The following is a 21,489-nucleotide window of genomic DNA, read 5'->3' as shown; positions in this document are numbered from 1 at the left end:
TCGCCATATAGGTTAAATAGCCGGACGATACGAGGCAATTCCCGAAATTTCGAGGTTTGATTGTGGTGACAACTGGAATTCGTATGGGTGGCAAGGTGAAACTCCTGGCCGTTCTGGCAGGTGCGGGAGCGTCGCTTCTGGCTACTGTCCTGCCGGCGTCTGCCAACCCGAAACTGGTTGTCGACGTCAATTCGCTGAAGGTCTTCGAGCAGCAGGAAATCTACCAGAAATGGTATCCGGCCTCGCTCACCAAGCTGATGACCGCCTATACGACGTTTCGTGCGCTTAAATCCGGCCAACTGACGCTGGAATCACCGGTGGTGATGTCGAAGAACGCGGCCGGTGAACCGCCGAGCAAGATGTTCTACAAGCCGGGCCAGGCCCTGACGCTCGACAGCGCGCTGAAGATGATGCTGATCAAGTCGGCCAACGATATCGCTGTGGCGATCGGCGAAACCGTCGCAGGCTCGGAGCCGGCATTCATCAACATGATGAATGCCGAGGCCCAGCGCATCGGCATGTCGTCCTCGCATTTCGTCAATCCGAACGGCCTGCCGGCGCCGGGCCAGTATACGACGGCTCGGGACCTGGCTGTTCTGGCGATCACCATCAAGCGTGAATTTCCGCAATACGCGCCATATTTTGCCTATGAAGGTTTTACCACCGGGAAAAAGAACTACCCCAACCTCAACATGCTGATCGGCCGTTTTGACGGCGCCGACGGCATGAAGACCGGCTTCATCTGCGCCTCCGGTTTCAACCAGGTCTCTTCCGCCACCCGTGGTGGCCGCAGTGTCGTTTCAATCGTTCTCGGCGCCGACAGCCTCGGTGGGCGCGCGGATGAATCGGCCCGTCTCCTGCAACTCGGCCTGACCTCCAGCGGCGGCGGCAAGCCCGGCCTCGGGCAGATCGCTCCCTATGGTGAAGGCCGCGAGATCGTCGCCGATGTCAGCAAGGAAATCTGTAATCCGAAGGCCGCCAAGATACGCTCGGAAAACAAGGACGAGGTCGGCCGCCAGAAACTGCAGTCACCCTATATTCACGAGATCAACCGGCCGCTGAACCTCGTTGCCGCAGGTCTCATTCCCGGTACCGCGAAGGATAAGGCCGCGACAGGACAGGGCGAAGTCGCCAATGTGCCGATCCCGGTTCCCCGCCCCGTATTCTAAACCCAGCATGATCCGATCGGATAGTCCATGAGCCCTGTTCTCAATGCCGTGCCGGTATCGATCCTCACCGGCTTCCTGGGGGCTGGAAAGACCTCGCTTCTCAACCGGCTGCTGAAGGACCCGGACCTCACCGATACCGCCGTGATCATCAACGAATTCGGCGCTGTCTCGCTTGACCACCTTTTGGTGGAAGCCTCCAGCGACGGCATTATCGAACTGTCCGATGGCTGCCTGTGCTGCACGGTGCGGGGCGAACTGGTGGATACGCTGGCCGATCTGATGGACCGGATGCAGACCGGCAAGATCAGGCCGCTGAAGCGCGTCGTCATCGAAACCACCGGCCTTGCCGATCCGGCACCCGTGCTGCAATCGGTCATGGGCAATCCCATCATTGCACAGAGCTTCCGGCTGGATGGGGTTGTCACCGTCGTCGATGCGGTCAACGGTCTTTCGACGCTTGATCATCACGAGGAGGCGGTCAAGCAGGTTGCCATGGCCGACCGGCTGGTAATCAGCAAGATCTCGCTGGCGACGCCGGATGCCGTCATCTCGCTGAAGGCGCGTCTGCGCGAACTCAATCCGCGTGCGCCGATGATCGATGGCGACCTGCCGGAAGCGGGCAAGGCCGAACTCTTCCATTGCGGCCTCTACGATCCCGCCACCAAGATCGCCGATGTCGGCCGCTGGCTGCAGGACGAGGCGGCCGCTGATCAAGACCACGATGACCACCACCATCATCACGACCATGATTGCGGCCACGATCATCATGGCGATCACCACCATCACGACGCCAACCGCCACGGCGCGGATATCCGTTCCTTCAGCATCGTGCACGATAGGCCGATCGATCCGATGGCGCTGGACATGTTCATTGATCTCCTGCGCTCCGCCCATGGTGAAAAGCTGCTGCGGATGAAGGCGATCATATCGATGTCCGACAATCCCGACAAGCCGCTGATCCTGCACGGGGTGCAAACTGTCTTTCATGCACCGCAGCGCATGGCGGCCTGGCCGGATCCGTCCGACCGCCGCACGCGCATGGTATTGATCACCAAGGACCTGCCCGAAGCCTTTGTCCGCGACCTGTTCGACGCCTTCACCGGCAAGCCGAGCATCGACCGCCCGGACCGGCAGGCGCTGGAGGACAATCCCCTGGCGGTGCCGGGACTGCGGATGTAGCCAGCCGGAACCGGCGCGGGCATGGTTTTCTGATCGGGAGAGGGCAGCTATGCTGTCTTCAGTCTATGCCTTGCGAATGACGAAGCGGTGTCCGGTGGCGAGCGTTTCGGATCGCTCCAGGCTGTGGCCGTCTTCGTTGCAAAAATGCGGGATGTCGATGATCGCCAGAGGATCAGTCGTTTCCACGGTGATCAGCGTGCCGGGGGACAGCGTCAGCATGCGCTTGCGCGTCCTCAGCACCGGCAAGGGACATTTCAGCCCCTTGAGGTCATAGATCAGGCTGGTTTCCTCGGGCATCAATTGCCCCAGATTTTCCAGAACGGACGTTTCTTCGGCTGTTCGGTCACGCCCTGCTCCAATGCGGGCGCGGCTTCCGTTGCGGCAACGTCCTGGGCCGCTGCGGCGGTGGCCGGCTTCGTGGCCGTTTCGGTCTTTGCCTTGGCCGTCGCGACGGGGTTCTGTTCCACGCTCTGCTGTCGAGCGGCCGTATCTACTGGCGCAACGGCTACCGGTGTGGTCGTCGGCGAAGCCTTGTCCTTGGAAAACAGGCTTCCCCAGAAGCCCTTCTTCGCCGGCGGGGCCCGTTCAACGGATGCCTGCTCAACCGCTGCGGCGTCCTGTGCTGCTGCGGCCGGTTTCGCATCCGCTTCGGCGGCCACGGGCCTGCCCTTGGCTACTGTCACCGGCTGTTGCGCGGCTGTTCCATCAATATTCTGACCGGCGGGGTTCAATTCTTCCGGGGTTGCTGGCTCCAATCTCTGGACCTGTGAGCCATTTTTGGAGAACAGGCTCCAGAAGCCGGTCTTCGCCGTGGTCACCTGCTCGGTGGAGGCCTGCTCGATCGGACGCGGCAGCGGGTTCTGAACCGGAACCGGCACACTCTTGCCACCACGCGTGCTTTTTTCCAGTTCTGCGGTCTGGAGTTCGATCGCCTTCTTGGCTTCAGCGAGTTCCGCGCGACGGGCTTCGAGTTTCGCGAGGTCCTCGGCCTTCATCAGCTTGCCGGCGTCGATGGAGCGGCCGGTCGGCGCATAGGCGAGCTCCTTGCCGACACGATCCTTGGCGACGATCGCCTTGCGCTCGCCTTCGCTCGGTTCGTACCACACCATGCCGTCATATTTCTTCAGGGCCTTGGTGTAGTCGTCATCGTATTTCTTGTTGTAGTTCGCCAGTGCCACCTGCATCGTCGATGGCGTCGACATGGCGGGGCACTGTCCGGCGGGGGTGAACTTGCCATCCGTCTGCTGGTTGAAGACATACTTCTTCTCGCAGATATTCACTTCCGGCGGCCGCTTGGTGATCTCGAACTGGTCATAGCCGGTCTTCAGCATCTTCCAGAATTCGATATGCGGGCTGTTCTTGTGGCGGGCCATGTTTTCGGCTGTCATGCGGAAGGGCAAGGCCTGCAACTGGATCGACTGCTGGCCGCCCTTGTAGGCGTCACGCGCCAGCGCGAAAATTTCCTGCATCTGCTCGTCGGTCATCGAGTAGCAGCCGGACGACGAGCAGGCGCCGTGAATCATCAGGTTCGTGCCACGGCGACTGTTCGCCTGGTCGTAGCGGTTGGGATAACCGGTGTTGATGGCGAGATAGTAGCTGGAGTTCGGGTTCATCTGCCCGGGGGTGATCGGATAGAAGCCTTCCGGCGCCTGCCGGTCTCCTTCCTTGATCTTCGGACCGAGTTTGCCGGACCAGGCGCAGATCTTGTATTCGCGCAGCTTGGCAAAGCGATTGGTCGCATCGGCTTTCCAGATTTCGAGCGCGCCTTCCTCCTTGAAGATGCGGATCATGATCGGCGACGTCTTCGGCATGTTGGCCGAATGCATGTTCGCGACGATCCTGCCGGAAAGCTCGTAGGTCGTCTTGTTCCTGACGCTCCTGATATCGACTTCGGCCTTGTCGAACGTGTCGAGTGTCTCGTTCGTGCAGCCCGAGAGCATTGCGGCAAAGGCGGCGGTGGCAACGAGATGTGTCAGACGCATCAGCAAAGGCCCATCAAGAAAACGATCGAACGCGGAATTTCCCCGAAGGCGGACCGCAGGGAATCAATACGTCCTTATACTTCACAAAATATTAACCTTGCAGAGCCGCCTTGTCCCAGTCGTTCCAGAGCGCAGGAATATGGCCAAGGTTGGACGTGCCGTGCAGTTTGCAGCGTCCAACCGGTGGAATCCGTAGAATATGTTTAAAGCTGGCGGCCTATGTTCAGATATTTCTGCCGGCGATCGGAGCGCAACTGCTCGCCCGTCCGACCGGAAAGCTCTTTCAGTGCGTCGGCGATGACCGTGCCGGTCTTCTCGATGACGGCTTCGGGGTCACGGTGGGCGCCGCCGACGGGCTCGGTGATGATGCCGTCGATGATCCCCAGCGACTTCAGGTCTTCCGCCGTGATCTTCATGTTGGTCGCGGCTTCCTTGGCGCGGGTCGAGTCGCGCCAGAGGATGGAGGCAGCGCCTTCCGGCGAGATGACGCTATAGATCGCATGTTCCAGCATGTAGACGCGGCTGCCGGTCGCAATCGCGATGGCGCCGCCCGAGCCACCTTCGCCGATGACGACGGAAACGATCGGAACCTTCATGTTGAGGCACATTTCCGTCGAGCGGGCGATGGCTTCCGCCTGGCCGCGCTCTTCCGCGCCGATGCCGGGATAGGCGCCGGCTGTGTCGATCAGCGTGATCAGCGGCAAGCCGAAGCGATCGGCCATTTCCATGACGCGGATCGCCTTGCGGTAGCCTTCCGGACGGGCGCTGCCGAAATTGTGCTTGATGCGCGACTTGGTGTCGTTGCCCTTTTCCTGGCCGATGACGGCGACCGGTGTGCCGCGGAACCGCGCCAGACCGGCCTGGATCGCCTCGTCATTGGCAAACTTGCGGTCGCCAGCCAGCGGCGTGAATTCCGTGAGAAGGCTGGCTGCATATTCCTGGAAATGCGGGCGCTGCGGATGGCGCGCAACCTGCGTCTTCTGCCAGGGGTTCAGCTTGGAATAGATTTCGGCCATCGCCTCGCGGGCGCGCACTTCCAACCGCTCGACCTCGTCTTTGGTGTCGATACTCTCGTCTTCGCTGGCAATCTTCTTCAGCTCGTGAATCTTGCCTTCGAGATCGGAGATGGGTTTTTCGAAATCGAGATAATTGTGCATGTGATGCGTTTCCGATCATATTGCGCTAGTGTTCGCGGACATGATGAGCCAAGTCGACGCGAAGGGTTCTGGCGCTCCTAATCCTGTTTTTTCGCCTGTTTGGCAAGGGGGTGATGGTTCTGGACCAGCTGATGCAGCCGCTCTTCCAGTACATGTGTATAGATTTGTGTCGTTGAAATGTCCGAATGTCCAAGAAGTTCCTGGACCGCGCGCAGGTCCGCGCCATTGGCGAGCAGGTGGCTGGCGAAGGCATGGCGCAGGACATGCGGTGAGATTGCCGCCACACGGATGCCGGCGCGGGCGGCCAGATCCTTGAGATCGCGGGCAAAGACCTGGCGTGGCAGATAGCCGGCCTTGCCGGACGACGGGAAAAGCCAGGGGCTTTCCGGCGGCGGTGCCTTCTGCGCGGCATTGTCGCGCGCCATCGCCGCTCCGTAGGCCTGCAACGCCCGGATCGCCGAATGCGACAGCGGCACCAGCCGTTCCTTGTTGCCCTTGCCCTTGATGACGAGGAAACGTCCGTTCTGCACCAGCACCGAGGCCGGCAGGGAGACCAGTTCGCTGACCCGCATGCCGGTCGCATAGAGAAGCTCGATCAGCGCCTGCATGCGCAGCCGCGCCACGGGATCGGGACCACCGGCCGCCGCCTCCTGTTCCGCTTGGCCGATCAGCTTCGACACATCGTCGATGCCGAGAATCTTTGGCAGGGTGCGCGCTTTTTTCGGTGCATCGAGAATGCCGGTGGGATCGTCGGTGCGCAGGCCTTCGGCATAGAGAAACTTGTAGAATTGCCGGAGCGCCGACAGGCGGCGCGCCTGCGATGATGCCTTGAAGCCCCGTTGCGCCAGATGCGAGAGATAGGCGCGCAGATCGTCCGATCCCGCCTCGGTCGGCTTGATGCCGCGCTGCTTGAGAAACGAGTAGGCGTCTTCCAGATCGCGCTCATAGGACAAAAGCGTGTTGTTGGCCGCGCCGCGTTCGGCGCTCATCATCTCCAGGAAGGATTCCATATGGGCGGCGGAAAGGTCGATCATGGCGTCTTGTTGACCCTTTCCGAGGGGATGCGGATCGTCACGTCGCGCTCGACGGGATCGACGAACGTCACCAGTGCCACCATGGTTCCGTAAATCACCCCGGCAACAAGGACACAGATGAACAGGAACCGGAATAGGGTGGGCATTTTCAAATCCTCGACTGGTCGTCACTATGACCACGGCCGTTTGCAAGTGCAAGAACGGCGGTTTTGCGGCAGGCTTCCATGTCTCATCTATGCGGCTATGTCTTGACGCTTCCCGCTGATTTGTCGATACCGGAACAGAATGGGGAAATTGTAACTGCATGAGCGACGTGATCGAATCGGTTTCGGAGGCGCTGATCAGCCAGGCGAAGGCCGCGCTGGGGCGACGGAACCTCGTCTTCGTCGGTCTGATGGGGGCCGGCAAATCGGCGATCGGCCGGTTGACCGCGACGGCGCTCGGCGTTCCCTTCGTCGATTCCGACCATGAGATCGAGCGCGTCTCGCGCATGACGATCAGCGAACTCTTCGCGGCCTATGGCGAAGACGAATTTCGCGCGCTGGAAGCGCGGGTGATCAAGCGGCTGCTGCATTCCGGCCCGCGCATCGTCTCCACCGGCGGCGGCGCCTATATCAACGAGCGTACCCGCAAGCATATCAAGCGCCATGGCCTGTCCGTCTGGCTGAATGCCGAACTCGACGTCCTGTGGGAACGGGTCAACAAGCGCGATACAAGGCCACTGCTGAAGACCGAAAACCCCAAGCAGACGCTCGAAAACCTCATGCACGCCCGCTATCCCGTCTATGCGGAAGCGGATCTCACCGTGCTGTCCCGTGACGTCAAGAAAGAAGTGATGGTGGAAGAGGTTCTCGCCGCCCTCGTCAACATGCCGAAGAAGTGAAGCCATGACCGCTGCCAGCCCGTCCGCCGCCCAGAAAACCGTTCGGGTCGACCTGGGGGATCGTTCCTACGACATCCTGATCGGCCCGGGGCTGATCGCCACCGCTGCCGCCGAGATCGCCGGCCGGCTGAAAGGCCGCCGGATGGCTGTCATCACCGATGAGAATGTTGCGCCGCTCTACCTCCATCCGCTGATGGCGAGCCTCAAGGCAAAGGGTATCGACGCGGTCTCGCTCGTCCTTCCCGCCGGTGAAAAGACCAAGAGTTTCGAACATCTTATCCCGGTCTGCGAAGCGATCCTCGGCGCGCGCATCGAGCGCAACGACGCCGTGATTGCGCTGGGCGGTGGCGTCATCGGTGACCTCACGGGCTTTGCCGCCGGCATTGCCCGGCGCGGCTCGCGCTTCATCCAGATCCCGACCTCGCTTCTGGCGCAGGTGGATTCCTCCGTCGGAGGCAAGACCGGCATCAACTCGCCGCATGGCAAGAATCTGATCGGTGTCTTCCACCAGCCGGACCTCGTGCTGGCCGATACCGACGTACTCGACACGCTGAGCCCGCGCGAATTCAGGGCCGGTTATGCGGAAGTCGCCAAATACGGACTGATCGACAAGCCGGACTTCTTCGCCTGGCTGGAAAAGAACTGGCGGGCGGTGTTCGCGGGCGGAGACGCCCGCATCGAGGCGATCGCCATCAGCTGCCAGGCGAAAGCCGATGTGGTCGCCGCCGACGAGCGTGAAAACGGCCGCCGCGCCCTCCTCAATCTCGGTCATACCTTCGGTCATGCTCTGGAAGCGGCCACACAGTACGATGGCGCGCGGCTGGTGCACGGGGAGGGCGTGTCGATCGGCATGGTGCTGGCGCATCAGTTCTCTGCGCGCATGAACCTCGCGAGCCCCGACGACGCGACGCGGGTCGAGGCCCATTTAAAGACCGTTGGCCTGCCGACGCGGATGAACGATATTCCGGGTGGCCTGCCACCGGCTGAAAAGCTGATGGATGCGATCGCCCAGGACAAGAAGGTGAAAAGCGGCAAGCTGACCTTCATCCTGACGCGCGGGATCGGCCAGTCCTTCGTCGCCGACGATGTGCCGGCCAATGAGGTGTTGCGGTTTCTGGAGGAAAAGCATCCGGGATGACCAACGAGACATTTGCGGTTTTCATGGCGGATTATGCGCCGGGTGTTCTGGTCATCCTGCTGATGATCGTGTTGTCGGCTTTCTTTTCCGGTTCAGAAACAGCACTGACGGCGGCATCGCGGACGCGCATGCATACGCTGGAGGGCAACGGTGATGAACGCGCCGGTCTCGTCAATCGCCTCATCGAACGCCGCGACCGGCTCATCGGCGCGCTTCTGATCGGCAACAACCTTGCCAATATTCTTTCGTCGTCGATCGCCACCAGTCTCTTCCTGCATTTCTTCGGTGATTCCGGCGTCGCCTATGCGACATTGGCGATGACGGTGGTCCTTGTCATCTTTGCCGAGGTGCTGCCCAAAAGCTGGGCGATCGCGTCACCAGACCGATTTGCCCTTGCGGTCGCGCGCGCGGTGAATGTGGTCGTTCTGGTCGTCGGCCCGGTTTCGAGCCTCGTCAATTGGATCGTCAGGAAGATTCTCGGTCTGTTCGGGATCAATCTTTCGTCGGAAACCTCGATGCTGACTGCGCATGAGGAATTGCGCGGCGCGGTCGATCTGCTGCATCGTGAGGGCTCGGTGATCAAGGCGGACCGCGACCGGCTCGGCGGCGTTCTCGATCTCGGCGAACTCGAAGTTTCCGACATCATGATCCATCGAACCTCGATGCGCGGCCTCAATGCGGATGACCCGCCCGAGGTCAATGTTCGCGCGGTTCTTGAAAGCCCCTATACCCGCATGCCGGTCTGGCGCGGATCGACCGACAACATCATTGGCGTCGTGCATGCCAAGGACCTGCTGCGCGCGCTGGCCGAGCCGGATGTCGAGCCGGAAAATCTCGATATCAGCCGAATCACCCAAAAGCCCTGGTTCGTGCCCGAGACAACCAATCTCAAGGACCAGTTGAACGCCTTCCTGCGCCGCAAGGCGCATTTCGCCGTTGTGGTGGATGAGTATGGCGAGGTGCAGGGACTGGTGACGCTGGAGGATATTATCGAGGAGATCGTCGGCGACATCTCCGACGAACACGACCTTGAAATCCAGGGTGTGCGGCAGGAAGCCGATGGTTCGATCGTCGTCGATGGGAGCGTACCGATCCGCGATCTCAACAGGGCGCTGGACTGGAACCTGCCGGATGAGGAAGCGACCACGGTCGCCGGCCTCGTCATCCACGAATCGAAGACGATCCCGGAGGAACGTCAGGCCTTCACCTTCTATGGCAAGCGCTTCACCGTCATGAAACGTGTGAAGAACCGCATCACGCAGCTTCGGATCAGGCCGGCGGAAGATGTGGTGATGCCTCCGCCCCCCAAGAGAGGCGAAGGCATGTGAGGCAGGCGGCAGTTTAGTGTTCAGCGGCTGCCGATAATGCCGCCCAGCGCGCCGCCGAGCAGGCCGCCGGCGAAGGCCGCACCCGCCGGGTCCATGCCTCCGCCATTGTTTTGGCGCTCGACCGGACCTTCCAGAACCGCACCATCATCGGCCTGCTGATGACGCTTGACGCGCTGCTGGCTGGCCGCTTTCTGGCGGATTTGGGCCTTGCGCAGGGACGCTGCGAGAGCGGCGGCCTTGTCGGCTTCGTATTGCGCCCTGATCTGCGGCATCATCGGATCCGTCTGGACGACGAGGAAAAGATGCTGCTGCTGGGTCAGGTAGGACGTCTCGATCAGACCGTTTTGTTTCTGCCAAGCGCCGATGGCAAGGCGGGATCTCGCACCAAGCGCACCATCGGCGCCGCCGGTGACGTGGCCGAGCGCGCCCAACCGCAGCTGAAGGTCGACCCGGCCTTCCTTGTCGAGATCGAGTGCTGCTTCCGTTTCAGGGGTGCCGACGCTCGTCTTGACGTCATCCGGCATCGCCACGGCGGTGCGGACCTGCGAGGCCGAGGCCGTTGCCTCGCCGACCGGGGCGATGGAAGCGACTTCGGTGGTTGCCTCGGTCTTCAACTGGTCGAGATTGAGCTTGGCGAGCGTGGCGAAATTGCCGCTCGGATATTGCTGCAGGTAGAGTTCGTAATGCGCCACCGTATTGCGCTTGGAGGCTTCATCCCAAAGCTTCTGCTCCACCGTCCAGTTGACGTCGTTACCGCCGGTCGCGGCGACTTCCGACGTCGGCGTGACCGTGTTCTGCTCGATGGCGATACCGCGATCCCCCGCGTTGCCGCCGATAAAGACTTCGCGGGAGAGCGAGGCATTGTGCCAGGGATGCTGGGTGCCGCCGGTCGCTTCGGAGACATCGGCACGCACCCGGGTCAGCGCGCTCTGGATTTCGAGACCTGGCGTCGTCAGGTGCTTGGCAAGAGCCGTTGTATAGGGGCTGTTGACGCCCTTTCCGTCCAGCGCCACGGCGCCAGGATCGGTGGAATAGGCAATCAGCAGGCCGCCGGAGTTCGAAGTCTGGCCGTTCGTCTGGACCGGTGCCAGGCCGCCTGTCGCGCCCGAGCGGCTGGCCGGCAACGCCTTGGCCAGCGAACGGGCCAGCGGATTGTCGCGGCAGGCGTCGAGAATGACGATGCTGACGGCCGGGTCCGGCGGCAGGGCTGCGAGCAGCTTGTCGATCTGGATCGTGCGGGTCTTCAGTTGTGCCGCCGTTTCGAGCTGCCCGTCGATCGGCACGATATAATTCTGCCCATCGACCTGAAGGCCGTGGCCGGCATAATAGATGAGGGCGATCTCGGCGTCGTAGGCCGCTTCCGTGAACTGGTCGACCAGATTGGCCATGCCGTTCTTGTCGAGGTCCTCGCCCTCGATCACGGTGAAGCCCGCCGTGCGCAACGTTTCCGCCATCAGCTTGGCATCGTTCTTTGGATTGGGCAGCTCGACTGCGTGCTGATAAGCACTGTTGCCCATGACCAGCGCGACTTTCTTGGGCGTCGCTGCCGATGCCTGATCGAATGATAGAAACGCGGTGATCAATACCGCGACAAGCCCAAACCTCCTGAGCATATCCTTGACCCCAAAAAACAGGGCGGCCTGACAACCTGTAGTCGGCATCGCCCGAAAGATGAAAATTTTCTGTATGTCGTATTATTTGACGGACCATGCGATCCGATTATTCTCCGCCTGCCTAAATTGTAGTTGCAGCAGTAAAAATCGTCAATTCTGCAACGCAGCAAGTACTGGCAGGTTCAGTTCAGTAGTGGCAGATTATTACCACTGTTGTTCACCATCGGGTTGTTTCCCCGGGAACAGCCGGCTCGACGGCCAGCGCATGCAGTCCTTCGTCGAATTCGGCCTTCAGGAGATCGTTGATGGCCCGGTGGCGGGCAACCCGGCTCATGCCGGTGAAGGCGCTGGAAACGATGCGCACCCGCATATGGGTTTCGCCGGTGCCGTTCATGTCGGGATGGTGCCCGGCATGCAGATGGCTTTCGTTGATGACGACCAGGCGCTCGGGGGAGAAGGCTGTGTTGAGTTTTGTTTCGATCCGGCTTTGAAGCGACATGTTTTGGCCCCGTTTCTCTGGCTTTTCCGCGGAGCTTGATCTGTTAACCGAGACCTGTCCGCGGATGACTTTTTGCGCGGTGCAAAATAGCCCCACAAAGCCTGCAACATTCTGATTTGTCAATTCTTGTCGTGGCGCCTGCCACGCCCCATAATTAGCGCCATGAAACTTGATTCAAAATATTTCGACGGGATCCGGACGCGCCGTAAGGTGAGCCAGAAACCCGAGCCGATGGCACCCAAATGCCAGTGGGACGGGTGCGAGGAGAATGCCGTCCATCGCGCGCCGGTGGGGCGCAACGCGGAAAATGAATTCTTCATGTTCTGCTTCGAGCACGTCAAGGAATACAACAAGGGCTACAACTACTTTTCGGGGCTTTCCGACACGGAGATCGCGCGCTACCAGAAGGAAGCGATCACCGGCCATCGTCCGACCTGGACGGTGGGTGTCAACAAGAATGCCAAGAATGCGCCGCAGCAGTCGCAGCAGCGCTCCGGTTCGGCCGGCGCCCAGGCCCGCATGCGCGACCCCTTCGGCTTCGTCGAGCAGGCACGCGCCCGCACCTCCCGCCAGGAGCCGCGGCTGCGCAAGCTGAAGACGCTTGAGGCCAAGGCCTTCGAGACGCTCGGCCTGCATGCCAATGCGACGCCCGCCGACGTGAAGTCGGCCTACAAGGAGCTTGTAAAAAAGCATCACCCGGATGCAAATGGCGGAGACAGGGGATCGGAAGAGCGTTTTCGCGCCGTGATCCAGGCATATCAATTGTTAAAACAGGCTGGCTTCTGCTAGGAACCCGTTTTATTACGGTCACACATTTATAAAGGCATAGACGGGATGCCCGCCGCCAGGCGAAAGAGGGCTTCCGTGCTGGAGACATGATGAGCAAGGTAGACCTCGATATTTCCAACCTTCCCGATACGACAGTTTCCGTCCGTGACGTCTTCGGGATCGATACCGATCTGCGCGTGCCGGCCTATTCCAAGGCCGATGCCTATGTGCCGGATCTCGACCCGGACTACCTCTTCGACCGCGAAACGACGCTCGCCATTCTTGCCGGCTTTGCGCATAACCGCCGTGTCATGGTGTCGGGCTATCACGGCACCGGCAAATCGACCCATATCGAGCAGGTCGCGGCCCGCCTCAACTGGCCGTGCGTGCGCGTCAATCTCGACAGCCATGTCAGCCGTATCGATCTCGTCGGCAAGGACGCCATCGTCGTCAAGGACGGCATGCAGGTCACCGAATTCAAGGACGGCATCCTGCCCTGGGCCTACCAGCACAATGTCGCTCTGGTCTTCGACGAATATGACGCCGGCCGACCGGACGTGATGTTCGTCATCCAGCGCGTGCTGGAATCTTCCGGCCGCCTGACCCTGCTCGACCAGAGCCGCGTCATCCGCCCGCACCCGGCCTTCCGCCTGTTCGCGACGGCCAACACCGTTGGCCTCGGCGATACGACCGGCCTCTATCACGGCACGCAACAGATCAACCAGGCGCAGATGGACCGCTGGTCGATCGTCACCACGCTGAACTACCTGCCGCATGACAACGAAGTCGATATCGTTGCCGCCAAGGTCAAGGGCTTCACCCAGGCGCGCGGCCGCGACACCGTCTCGAAGATGGTCCGCGTCGCCGACCTGACGCGCGCTGCCTTCATCAATGGCGACCTGTCGACCGTCATGAGCCCGCGCACGGTGATCACCTGGGCCGAAAACGCCCATATTTTCGGTGATATCGCCTTTGCCTTCCGCGTCACATTCCTCAACAAGTGCGATGAACTCGAGCGGGCACTGGTGGCGGAACACTATCAGCGCGCCTTCGGTGTCGAGCTGAAGGAAAGTGCCGCCAATATCGTGCTCGAAGCCACGGCCTGATCCATGGCAGGCCGGGGCGACAATTCGAAAGCAAGGCCTGCGGGGATCGTCGATGTCGAGCCGTTCCGCCGGGCGCTCACCGGCTGCATCCGCTCGATCGCCGGTGATTCCGAAATCGAGGTGACCTTCGCCAACGAGCGTCCGGGCATGACCGGTGAGCGCATGCGCCTGCCGGAAATCTCCAAGCGCCCGACGCGCCACGAGCTTTCGGTGACCCGCGGGCTCGGCGATTCGATGGCGCTGCGCAAGGCCTGCCATGATGCCCGCATCCATGCCACCATGTCGCCGCAGGGCGCCGAGGCGCGGGTAATGTTCGACGCGGTCGAGCAGGCGCGCGTCGAAGCGGTCGGATCGCTGCGGATGAGCGGTGTGGCCGACAATCTGAATTCGATGCTGCACGACAAATATGCGCGGGCGAATTTCGGCAATATCGACCGGCAATCGGATGCTCCGCTGGAAGAGGCGCTCGCGCTCATCGTGCGCGAAAAACTGACCGGCCAGAAGCCGCCGGCATCGGCCGGCAAGGTTCTCGATTTCTGGCGCGATTTCATCGAGGAAAAAGCCGCCAGAGACATGCAGAACCTCTCGGCTGCCGTCAACGACCAGCAGGCTTTCGCCCGCGTCGTCCGCGACATGCTGACCTCGATGGAGGTCGCCGAGAAATATGGTGACGACGAGGTCGAGCCTGACGACCAGGACACCCAGACCGACGAAGACCAGCCGCGCAGCCAGGAAGAGGACGAAAACAGCTCCGACGAAGATGCCGGTGCCGACGCTGCTCCCGCCGACGAAAACGAATCGGCGCAGGAGCAGATGGAAGACGGCGAGATGGATGGCGCCGAGATTTCCGAGGAGGAAATGTCGGATGATGGCGAGGACGACAGCGAGACGCCGGGCGAGGTCAAGCGCCCCCATCACCCCTTCGACGATTTCAACGAGAAGGTCGATTACGGCGTCTTCACTGAGGAGTTCGACGAGACCATCACGGCCGAAGAGCTTTGTGACGATGTCGAACTCGATAGGCTGCGGGCGTTTCTTGACAAGCAATTGGCCCACCTGCAGGGCGCGGTTGGCCGCCTTGCCAACCGGCTGCAACGCCGGCTGATGGCGCAGCAGAACCGGTCGTGGGAATTCGACCTCGAAGAGGGCTATCTCGACCCGGCGCGGCTGACGCGCTTGATCATCGACCCGATGCAGCCGCTGTCCTTCAAGCGTGAGAAGGATACCAACTTCCGCGATACGGTCGTGACGCTTTTGATCGACAATTCCGGCTCGATGCGCGGCCGGCCGATCACGGTTGCCGCCACCTGCGCGGATATTCTGGCCCGCACGCTCGAGCGCTGCGGCGTCAAGGTCGAGATCCTCGGCTTCACCACCAAGGCCTGGAAGGGCGGGCAGGCGCGCGAGCGCTGGCTTGCCCGCGGCAAGCCGCAGACGCCGGGCCGTCTCAACGACCTGCGTCACATCATCTACAAGTCGGCCGACGCTCCCTGGCGCCGGGCGCGCCGCAATCTCGGCCTGATGATGCGCGAGGGCCTGCTCAAGGAAAATATCGACGGCGAAGCGCTGATCTGGGCGCACAACCGCCTGCTGGCTCGGTCCGAGCAGCGGCGCATCCTGATGATGATTTCGGATGGTGCGCCGGTCGATGATTCGACGCTGTCGGTCAATCCGGGCAATTATCTGGAACGCCATCTGCGCGCCGTCATCGAGCAGATCGAGACCCGCTCGCCGGTCGAACTGCTCGCCATCGGCATCGGTCATGACGTGACGCGCTACTATCGCCGCGCCGTGACCATCGTCGATGCCGATGAACTGGCAGGCGCCATGACCGAGCAACTGGCCTCGCTGTTCGACGACGCGAGTTCGCTGCGGGGGGCTGCCTCCGCGCGGCTGCGTGCCGGCCGAAGGGTTTCCTGAACGGGGCGGCGGCTTTTGCCCCGATTCGGTTTTGACAGTGTTATTTCCCTTTTCCGGAAGCGGCTCCTTGCCGTTCCATCCACACCCGGTCGGCCGGAAGGAATGCGTTTGAAAGCGACCTCGATTCTCGCCTCCGTCCTGATGCTGCTCTGGGCACCCCTGCCTGCCACGGCCGCATCCCCAGCGCATCAGGAAATCGCTCCAGTGAAGAGCCGGCAGATCGAGAGCTTCAAGTTCTCGTCTCAACAGAAGCGGTTCGGAAAGCTGGAATTCATCGGCGGCATCGAAATGTCCTCGACCAATCCCTTGCTCGGTGCGATCTCCTCCATCCGCTTTCGGCCGGACCGGAAGTCCTTCCTTGCAGTGATGGATACCGGCCATTGGGTGGAAGGGGCTATCGAGCGCGACGGCAAGGGCCGCCTGTCAGGCGTCACCGACCTGACGATCACCTCGATGATCGATCACAAGGGTCGCTCGGAACAGGTCAAGGAGCGCATGGACTGCGAGGGGCTCGCACTGCGCGACGGACAGGTTCTGGCCTCCTACGAGCGGATCCACCGCGTGGAGGCTTATCCGGATCCGGGATTTGCGCAGTCGCGTCCGGTGGCGAAACTGCCGATCCTCATTCCCCTGAACGAGTTGCGCAGCAATCGCGGGCTTGAGACCATCGCCGTCTCGCCGAAAGACAGCCCGCTCGCCGGCGGAACGGTGGTCGTGTCAGAACTCAGTTTCGACAGTGCCGATCATATCCTCGCAGCCGTGCTCGATGGGCCGCGCAAGGGCATTTTCGGTGTCGTGCAGAAGGACCCCTTTGCCATCACCGACGGTGCTTTTCTGCCGAACGGCGACCTGTTGCTGCTGGAGCGCCGCTTCTCCTTCGCTGAGGGTATCGGCATGCAGATCCGCCGCTTCAACGCCGATGACATCAAGCCGGGCGCTGCCATCGATGGCGAGGTCTTGATGAAAGCGGATATGGGCTACCAGATCGACAATATGGAAGGCATGGACGTCATCGTTCAGCCGAACGGCGACATCCATGTCATCGTCGTGTCCGACGACAACCACTCGATCCTCGAGCGCAACCTGATGCTGGAATTCAAGCTGGTGGAGTGAAGTGCGGGCTTAGCAGGCCATTTGCCTGGAATAAGCTCGCTTCCTCTGTCACTCCGTGACGTCTCCCCCACAAGGGGGGAGATTGGCCGAAACGCCGCACTCTCATCAAAAAGATAAAGCCGCCTAACGGGTGTCGTGAGGAAAAAGAATGATCTCCCCACCTGTGGGGGAGATGTCAGCGCAGCTGACAAAGGGGAGCGAGTTTGCTCTGCCCCCCTAAGAGCCGCTTCAAACGCTGGCCTTCACACCCGGCATCGGACGGATGATGCTCATCAGTGCGCCGTAGGGCAGCAGCATGACCAGGCCGACGATGATCTTGACGCCGAGGTCTCCGAGCGCCCAGGAGATCCAGCGTGGTGCTTCCGTTGCCATGACGCCGAAGATCGGCGCGTTCTCCAGCGCAAAGCCGTCATTCGGGCCGAAGAAGACGAAAAACGGCGCGAAGGCGAAGGAGAAGAAGATCATCGTGTCGAGAGCCGAGCCGAACAGCGAGCCGATCAGCGGTGCGCGCCACCAGCTCTGGGTGCGCAGCTTGTTGAACACCGAGATATCGAGCAACTGGCCGAGCAGGAAGGCGGAGCCCGACGCGATGGCGATGCGCGGCGTGGCGACGAGAACCGACAGCACGATGGCGACGGCGAAGCCGGCGATCACCACTTTGCGGGCAGTACGCGGTCCGAACTGGCGGTTGGTGAGGTCTGTCACCAGGAAGGCGATGGGATAGCTGAAGGCGCCCCAGGTCAGGAGATCACCCAGTTGCATGCCGGCGATCGAGCCGGGCAGGGGATACTGGACGAGGACATTGGAAGCGACGACCACGAGGGTCATCAGCGCGACATAGAGAAGGAAAGTACGATTCGTCAGCATTTTTTTATCCTGGGGTATGCCACCAGTTGGAGGGATCGGGTTCGCGGTATGTCCGCGAGCGGTTTATTGAAAGCACACGAGAAAAAGGCTCGCCGGTTGCCCAGGCAAGCCTTTCAAATCGCATTTCGCAAGCTCGCTGATTAAGCGGCGACTGCGGTTTCAGCCGTCTTCTTGACGATCTGGCGACGCAGCAGGCGGGCGCGCATCGACAGTTCGACTTCGCTGGCCTTGATCAGGAATGCGTCGAGACCACCGCGATGTTCGACCGAGCGCAGGGCAGCAGCCGAAACGCGCAGGCGATAACGCTGGCCGAGCACGTCGGAGATCAACGTCACCTGGCACAGGTTCGGAAGGAACTTGCGCTTGGTCTTGTTGTTCGCGTGGCTCACATTGTTGCCCGACTGGACGCCCTTGCCGGTCAATTCACAACTACGGGACATGATGCACCTATTTTTTCTTTTCGCCTTCGGTCCATGCGTTGGCGGACTATCAAGCCCAGGCCGCATTCCGTTGGCCATGATTGGAAAGTTGCGGTTCTATAGTCAGCGAGAGCCGCGCAGTCAAGCCAAACCTTCATTTTCCGGGAAAACTCTTGGGTGCCACGGGCATTCCTTGAGCCGGATCCATCGATTTGATCTGATCTTGCCGCCACCTATACATCTTGCGCGCAAGCAATTCCACTTTGTTTCGCATTGGTTTAAGGCTTGTGGCAAAAGCGGGCCGCGAGGCGCAGAAATGCCGCAAACCCGCCGTATCGCTGGCTTTCGTTTGGACGAATTGAAAAGGGCATTCCGGAATGAACCTGCGCATCGGTGTCTCGGCGCTTCTGGCTTTTGGCGTTGCAACGTTGTCCACAGGCGTGGCCGATGCAGTCGAGGTCACGCACAACACGGACTACAGCATTGCTCTCGCCGGCCTGCCCATCGCCAAGGCGTCGTTCCATACCGAGCTGAAGGCCAATCGCTACACGATATCAGGCACGATGAACTCGGCCGGGCTTGCCGATCTCTTCGCCGAAACGTCCGGCCAGACCTCGGTTTCCGGTACTGTCGGCCGCGACCGCCTGAGCGCGTCGGAATACAAGGTCCGATACCGGACCGGCAAGAAGGGCCGCGATATCGACGTGCAGTTCCGCAACGGTGACGTGACCTCGGCCTCGATGAAGCCGGCGCGCAAGATTCCGAAGAACTGGGTGCCGGTGAGCAAGGCCGACATGCGCAATGTCGTCGACCCGCTGTCGGGGCTGATCTTTCCGGCGGATACCCGTGTCTGCCCGAAAAGCGTGCCGGTCTTCGATGGCGAATCGCGCATGGACCTGAAACTGTCCGCCAAGGGCACCAAGCCATTCAAGACCGAAGGCTTCCAGGGCGATGTCATCGTCTGCGGCATCAAGTTCGTGCCCAAATCCGGCTATCGCAAGGGTCGTGACGACGTCGATTACCTGCGCAAGCTGGAAACGATGGAGATCTGGTTTGCCAAGGCCGAGTCGGTCAACGTATATGCTCCGGTCTATGTTCGGATTCCGACCAGCTACGGCGCAGTGACCATCTGGGCGACGCGTTTCGGCAGCTGACGGTCCGCCACGACCGGAGGCAATGGAATGAACCTCAAGGCAACGCTGATCGGCTTTTCGGCCATTCTCATGTGGTCGCTACTCGCTTTGCTCACGGCCGCCTCCGGCACCATGCCGCCGTTCCAGCTGTCGGCCATCTGCTTTTCCATCGGCAGCGTTCCCGGTATTATCGTGCTGCTGTTGAAGCCAGAACGACTGACCCTGCTGCGGCAACCCGCCAAGGTCTGGATCGTCGGCATTGCCGGCCTGTTCGGCTATCATTTCCTCTATTTTACGGCGCTACGAAATGCGCCCGCCGTCGAGGCAGGGTTGATCGCCTATCTCTGGCCGCTGCTGATCGTCGTCGGCTCGGCGCTTCTGCCGGGCGAGCGCCTGCGCTGGTATCACCTCGCTGGTGCCATTCTCGGCCTTGCCGGCACGGTCCTGATCGTCGCGCGCAATGGCGTTGAGTTCGATGATGCTTATACGCTGGGCTATGGCGCGGCGCTTGCCTGCGCCTTCACCTGGTCGGGCTATTCCCTGCTGACGCGGCGATTCGATGCCGTCTCCACCGATGTCGTCACCGGCTTCTGCATGGCGACGGCGGCACTGTCCTTTCTCTGCCATCTCGGGTTGGAAACCACTGTCTGGCCGGAGACGGCGACGCAGTGGCTCGCGGTTGCAGGTCTCGGCCTGTTGCCGGTCGGTGCGGCCTTCTATGCCTGGGATTTCGGCGTCAAGAACGGCAATATCCAGCTGCTCGGCGTCGCGAGCTATGCCGCGCCGGTTCTTTCAACGCTGGTGCTGATCGCCTTCGGTTTCGCCGAGCCGTCCTGGCGCATCGCGCTCGCCTGCCTGTTCGTCACCGGCGGCGCTGTCCTTGCGGCCAAGGACGTGATCTTCCGCAACCGCTCCGTCGCGACCCAGCCTGCCGGGTAGGATCAGGTTTCCGGCGGCTGCCAGTCGGCCGGCGCCATCTCGAAGGCCGAGAAGTCGAAGCCGGGCGAGACCGTGCAGCCGACCAGCGACCAGCTTCCAAGCGAGGTTGCCGATTGCCACCGATCTGCGGGCACGATGGCCTGCGGCCGTTCGCCCAAAGCGATGTTCGACCCGAGCGTTAAGGTTTCCGCCGGCCTGCCATCCCCGGCGATGCTGAGCGACAGCGGTGCGCCTGCATAGAAGTGCCAGACCTCGACGGCGTCGCGCACCCGGTGCCAGTGGGATCGGTCACCCCTTTCGAGGAGGTAATAGATCGCTGTCGAATGACCGCGCGAGCCGCCTGCCTCGTCCTTGAAGGTCTGGATATACCAGCCGCCTTCCGGATGGCGCTCCATCTTTAGTGTTTCGATGATCGCCTGCGCCGACAGCGGCAATTGAACGTCCATCAGAAATTGTCCTTGCGCTTGCGAATTTCGGCGAACACCTCGGCGTCCGTCGCACTCTCCATGCCCAGATGCGCCCGTATGCCGGCGTCCTGGGCTCGCAGGAACGGATTGGTGCGCTTCTCCAGCCCCAGCGTCGTCGGCGCGGTGAAGCCGTCCTGGGCGCGCAAAGCCTCGATCTCGGCGGCGCGGCTCTTCAAGGCGGCATTGTCCGGATCGACGGTCACCGCGAAACGGGCGTTGGACAGCGTGTATTCATGGCCGAAATAGACCGTGGTGTCGTCCGGCAGCGCCATCAGCTTGGTCAGGGAAGTCCACATCTGTGCCGGCGTGCCCTCGAACAGTCGGCCGCAACCAAGCGCGAACAGCGTGTCGGCGGAAAACAGCAGCTTGTCGTCGGGAAAGTGGAAGCAAATATGCCCGGCCGTATGTCCCGGCGTCTCGTAGACATGCACCTTGTGGCCGGCGAATTCAAAATCGCCGCCGTCACCGATCGTCATGTCGAGGCCCGGAATCTTGGCGGCCTCGTTCTCCGGCCCGATGATGGTGGCCTCGAAACGGGCCTTCAGCGCCAGATTGGCCTCGACATGGTCCTGATGGTGATGGGTCGTCAGGATATGGGTCAGGGTCCAGCCCCGCCGCTTCAGCGCATCGAGGATCGGCTGCTCCTCCGGCGCGTCGATCGAGGCGGTGGCGCCACTTTCCGGATCATGGATCAGCACGCCGAAATTGTCGGTGCGGCATGAAAACAGTTCGATTTCGAGATTGGTCATGACGGGGAGTTCCTGCGGCGGGCGGG

At 61.4% G+C, this 21,489-nt stretch carries 21 protein-coding genes and 1 pseudogene; 11 read left to right on the top strand and 11 right to left on the bottom strand.

What is annotated here, in order from left to right; genetic code table 11:
- Positions 1–83 precede the first annotated feature (83 nt).
- A complete protein-coding gene (locus VL202_RS13525; protein ID WP_325464629.1) occupies positions 84–1,169 on the top strand; it encodes a D-alanyl-D-alanine carboxypeptidase family protein in 1,086 nt (361 codons plus the stop codon).
- A gap of 27 nt (positions 1,170–1,196) precedes the next feature.
- Positions 1,197–2,348 carry a GTP-binding protein gene (locus tag VL202_RS13520; RefSeq protein WP_325464628.1) on the top strand — a complete coding sequence of 384 codons (1,152 nt, stop codon included), beginning with the start codon at positions 1,197–1,199 and terminating at the stop codon, positions 2,346–2,348.
- Positions 2,349–2,411: 63 nt separating this feature from the next.
- On the opposite strand, the gene VL202_RS13515 is transcribed toward VL202_RS13520, so the two are convergent.
- From VL202_RS13515 to VL202_RS13495, 5 genes and pseudogenes are all read right to left on the bottom strand, one after another.
- Positions 2,412–2,645, bottom strand: a complete 234-nt coding sequence (locus VL202_RS13515) for a sulfurtransferase TusA family protein (protein WP_325464627.1) — start codon at positions 2,643–2,645, stop codon at positions 2,412–2,414.
- Between the two features lie 257 nt (positions 2,646–2,902).
- A pseudogene (locus tag VL202_RS13510) lies at positions 2,903–4,330 on the bottom strand (L,D-transpeptidase family protein); the annotation flags it as partial.
- A 203-nt stretch (positions 4,331–4,533) separates the two neighbouring features.
- Positions 4,534–5,487, bottom strand: a complete 954-nt coding sequence (locus tag VL202_RS13505; RefSeq protein WP_325464626.1) for an acetyl-CoA carboxylase carboxyltransferase subunit alpha — start codon at positions 5,485–5,487, stop codon at positions 4,534–4,536.
- 77 nt (positions 5,488–5,564) lie between these two features.
- Positions 5,565–6,521, bottom strand: coding sequence for a site-specific tyrosine recombinase XerD (gene xerD / locus VL202_RS13500; protein WP_325464625.1), 957 nt, complete (start codon positions 6,519–6,521; stop codon positions 5,565–5,567).
- Positions 6,518–6,667, bottom strand: coding sequence for a hypothetical protein (locus tag VL202_RS13495; RefSeq protein WP_325464624.1), 150 nt, complete (start codon positions 6,665–6,667; stop codon positions 6,518–6,520). The genes xerD and VL202_RS13495 overlap by 4 nt, the downstream gene beginning before the upstream one ends.
- Positions 6,668–6,825: 158 nt before the next feature.
- Here VL202_RS13495 and VL202_RS13490 point away from each other — a divergent pair, with 158 nt between their 5' ends.
- Genes VL202_RS13490 through VL202_RS13480 form a run of 3 tightly spaced genes read left to right on the top strand, consistent with a single transcriptional unit; the run spans position 6,826 to position 9,870 of the window.
- A complete protein-coding gene (locus tag VL202_RS13490) occupies positions 6,826–7,404 on the top strand; it encodes a shikimate kinase (RefSeq protein ID WP_325464623.1) in 579 nt (192 codons plus the stop codon).
- A 4-nt stretch (positions 7,405–7,408) separates the two neighbouring features.
- Positions 7,409–8,542 carry a 3-dehydroquinate synthase gene (gene aroB / locus VL202_RS13485; protein WP_325464622.1) on the top strand — a complete coding sequence of 378 codons (1,134 nt, stop codon included), beginning with the start codon at positions 7,409–7,411 and terminating at the stop codon, positions 8,540–8,542.
- The gene (locus tag VL202_RS13480) at positions 8,539–9,870 is read left to right on the top strand and encodes an HlyC/CorC family transporter (protein WP_325464621.1); all 1,332 of its coding nucleotides are present in this window, start codon (positions 8,539–8,541) and stop codon (positions 9,868–9,870) included. The genes aroB and VL202_RS13480 overlap by 4 nt, the downstream gene beginning before the upstream one ends.
- A 20-nt stretch (positions 9,871–9,890) precedes the next feature.
- Here the strand turns inward: VL202_RS13480 and VL202_RS13475 are convergent, their stop codons facing one another.
- Both VL202_RS13475 and VL202_RS13470 read right to left on the bottom strand, forming a co-directional pair.
- Entirely contained in the window at positions 9,891–11,483 is a 1,593-nt protein-coding gene (locus VL202_RS13475) for a caspase family protein (protein ID WP_325464620.1), read from the bottom strand.
- A 217-nt stretch (positions 11,484–11,700) separates the two neighbouring features.
- The gene (locus tag VL202_RS13470) at positions 11,701–11,982 is read right to left on the bottom strand and encodes a BolA family transcriptional regulator (RefSeq protein WP_325464619.1); all 282 of its coding nucleotides are present in this window, start codon (positions 11,980–11,982) and stop codon (positions 11,701–11,703) included.
- Positions 11,983–12,135: 153 nt separating this feature from the next.
- On the opposite strand from VL202_RS13470, the gene VL202_RS13465 reads away from it, so the two are divergent.
- The 4 genes from VL202_RS13465 (at position 12,136) to VL202_RS13450 (ending at position 16,889) form a co-directional block, all read left to right on the top strand.
- Positions 12,136–12,771: a J domain-containing protein gene (locus VL202_RS13465; protein WP_325464644.1), complete on the top strand. Its 636-nt coding sequence runs from the start codon at positions 12,136–12,138 to the stop codon at positions 12,769–12,771.
- Between the two features lie 89 nt (positions 12,772–12,860).
- The gene (cobS, locus tag VL202_RS13460; protein WP_325464618.1) at positions 12,861–13,856 is read left to right on the top strand and encodes a cobaltochelatase subunit CobS; all 996 of its coding nucleotides are present in this window, start codon (positions 12,861–12,863) and stop codon (positions 13,854–13,856) included.
- A gap of 3 nt (positions 13,857–13,859) precedes the next feature.
- Positions 13,860–15,776: a cobaltochelatase subunit CobT gene (cobT, locus tag VL202_RS13455; protein WP_325464617.1), complete on the top strand. Its 1,917-nt coding sequence runs from the start codon at positions 13,860–13,862 to the stop codon at positions 15,774–15,776.
- A gap of 141 nt (positions 15,777–15,917) precedes the next feature.
- The gene (locus VL202_RS13450) at positions 15,918–16,889 is read left to right on the top strand and encodes an esterase-like activity of phytase family protein (protein ID WP_325464643.1); all 972 of its coding nucleotides are present in this window, start codon (positions 15,918–15,920) and stop codon (positions 16,887–16,889) included.
- A 228-nt stretch (positions 16,890–17,117) separates the two neighbouring features.
- Here the strand turns inward: VL202_RS13450 and VL202_RS13445 are convergent, their stop codons facing one another.
- Together VL202_RS13445 and rpmB are read right to left on the bottom strand one after the other, a co-directional pair.
- Positions 17,118–17,756 (bottom strand): queuosine precursor transporter, encoded by a 639-nt coding sequence (locus tag VL202_RS13445; protein WP_325464616.1) that lies wholly within the window; start codon positions 17,754–17,756, stop codon positions 17,118–17,120.
- Between the two features lie 140 nt (positions 17,757–17,896).
- Positions 17,897–18,196 (bottom strand): 50S ribosomal protein L28, encoded by a 300-nt coding sequence (gene rpmB, locus VL202_RS13440; protein WP_325464615.1) that lies wholly within the window; start codon positions 18,194–18,196, stop codon positions 17,897–17,899.
- 356 nt (positions 18,197–18,552) lie between these two features.
- Between rpmB and VL202_RS13435 the strand changes: the two genes are divergently transcribed.
- Both VL202_RS13435 and VL202_RS13430 read left to right on the top strand, forming a co-directional pair.
- On the top strand, positions 18,553–19,329 hold the full coding sequence (locus VL202_RS13435; protein WP_325464614.1) for a DUF3108 domain-containing protein: 777 nt from the start codon (positions 18,553–18,555) through the stop codon (positions 19,327–19,329).
- A 27-nt stretch (positions 19,330–19,356) separates the two neighbouring features.
- Positions 19,357–20,247, top strand: coding sequence for a DMT family transporter (locus tag VL202_RS13430; protein ID WP_325464613.1), 891 nt, complete (start codon positions 19,357–19,359; stop codon positions 20,245–20,247).
- Positions 20,248–20,249: 2 nt separating this feature from the next.
- On the opposite strand, the gene VL202_RS13425 is transcribed toward VL202_RS13430, so the two are convergent.
- Positions 20,250–20,693 carry a cupin domain-containing protein gene (locus tag VL202_RS13425; protein ID WP_325464612.1) on the bottom strand — a complete coding sequence of 148 codons (444 nt, stop codon included), beginning with the start codon at positions 20,691–20,693 and terminating at the stop codon, positions 20,250–20,252.
- A complete protein-coding gene (gloB, locus tag VL202_RS13420; RefSeq protein WP_325464611.1) occupies positions 20,693–21,463 on the bottom strand; it encodes a hydroxyacylglutathione hydrolase in 771 nt (256 codons plus the stop codon). Before gloB ends, VL202_RS13425 begins: the two co-directional genes overlap by 1 nt.
- Positions 21,464–21,489 lie beyond the last annotated feature (26 nt).

This window comes from Pararhizobium sp. (assembly GCF_035497515.1).
Lineage (GTDB): Bacteria > Pseudomonadota > Alphaproteobacteria > Rhizobiales > Rhizobiaceae > Pararhizobium.
Note: the sequence above shows the minus strand (reverse complement) of the source record. Positions and strands in the feature narration are given on the sequence as shown.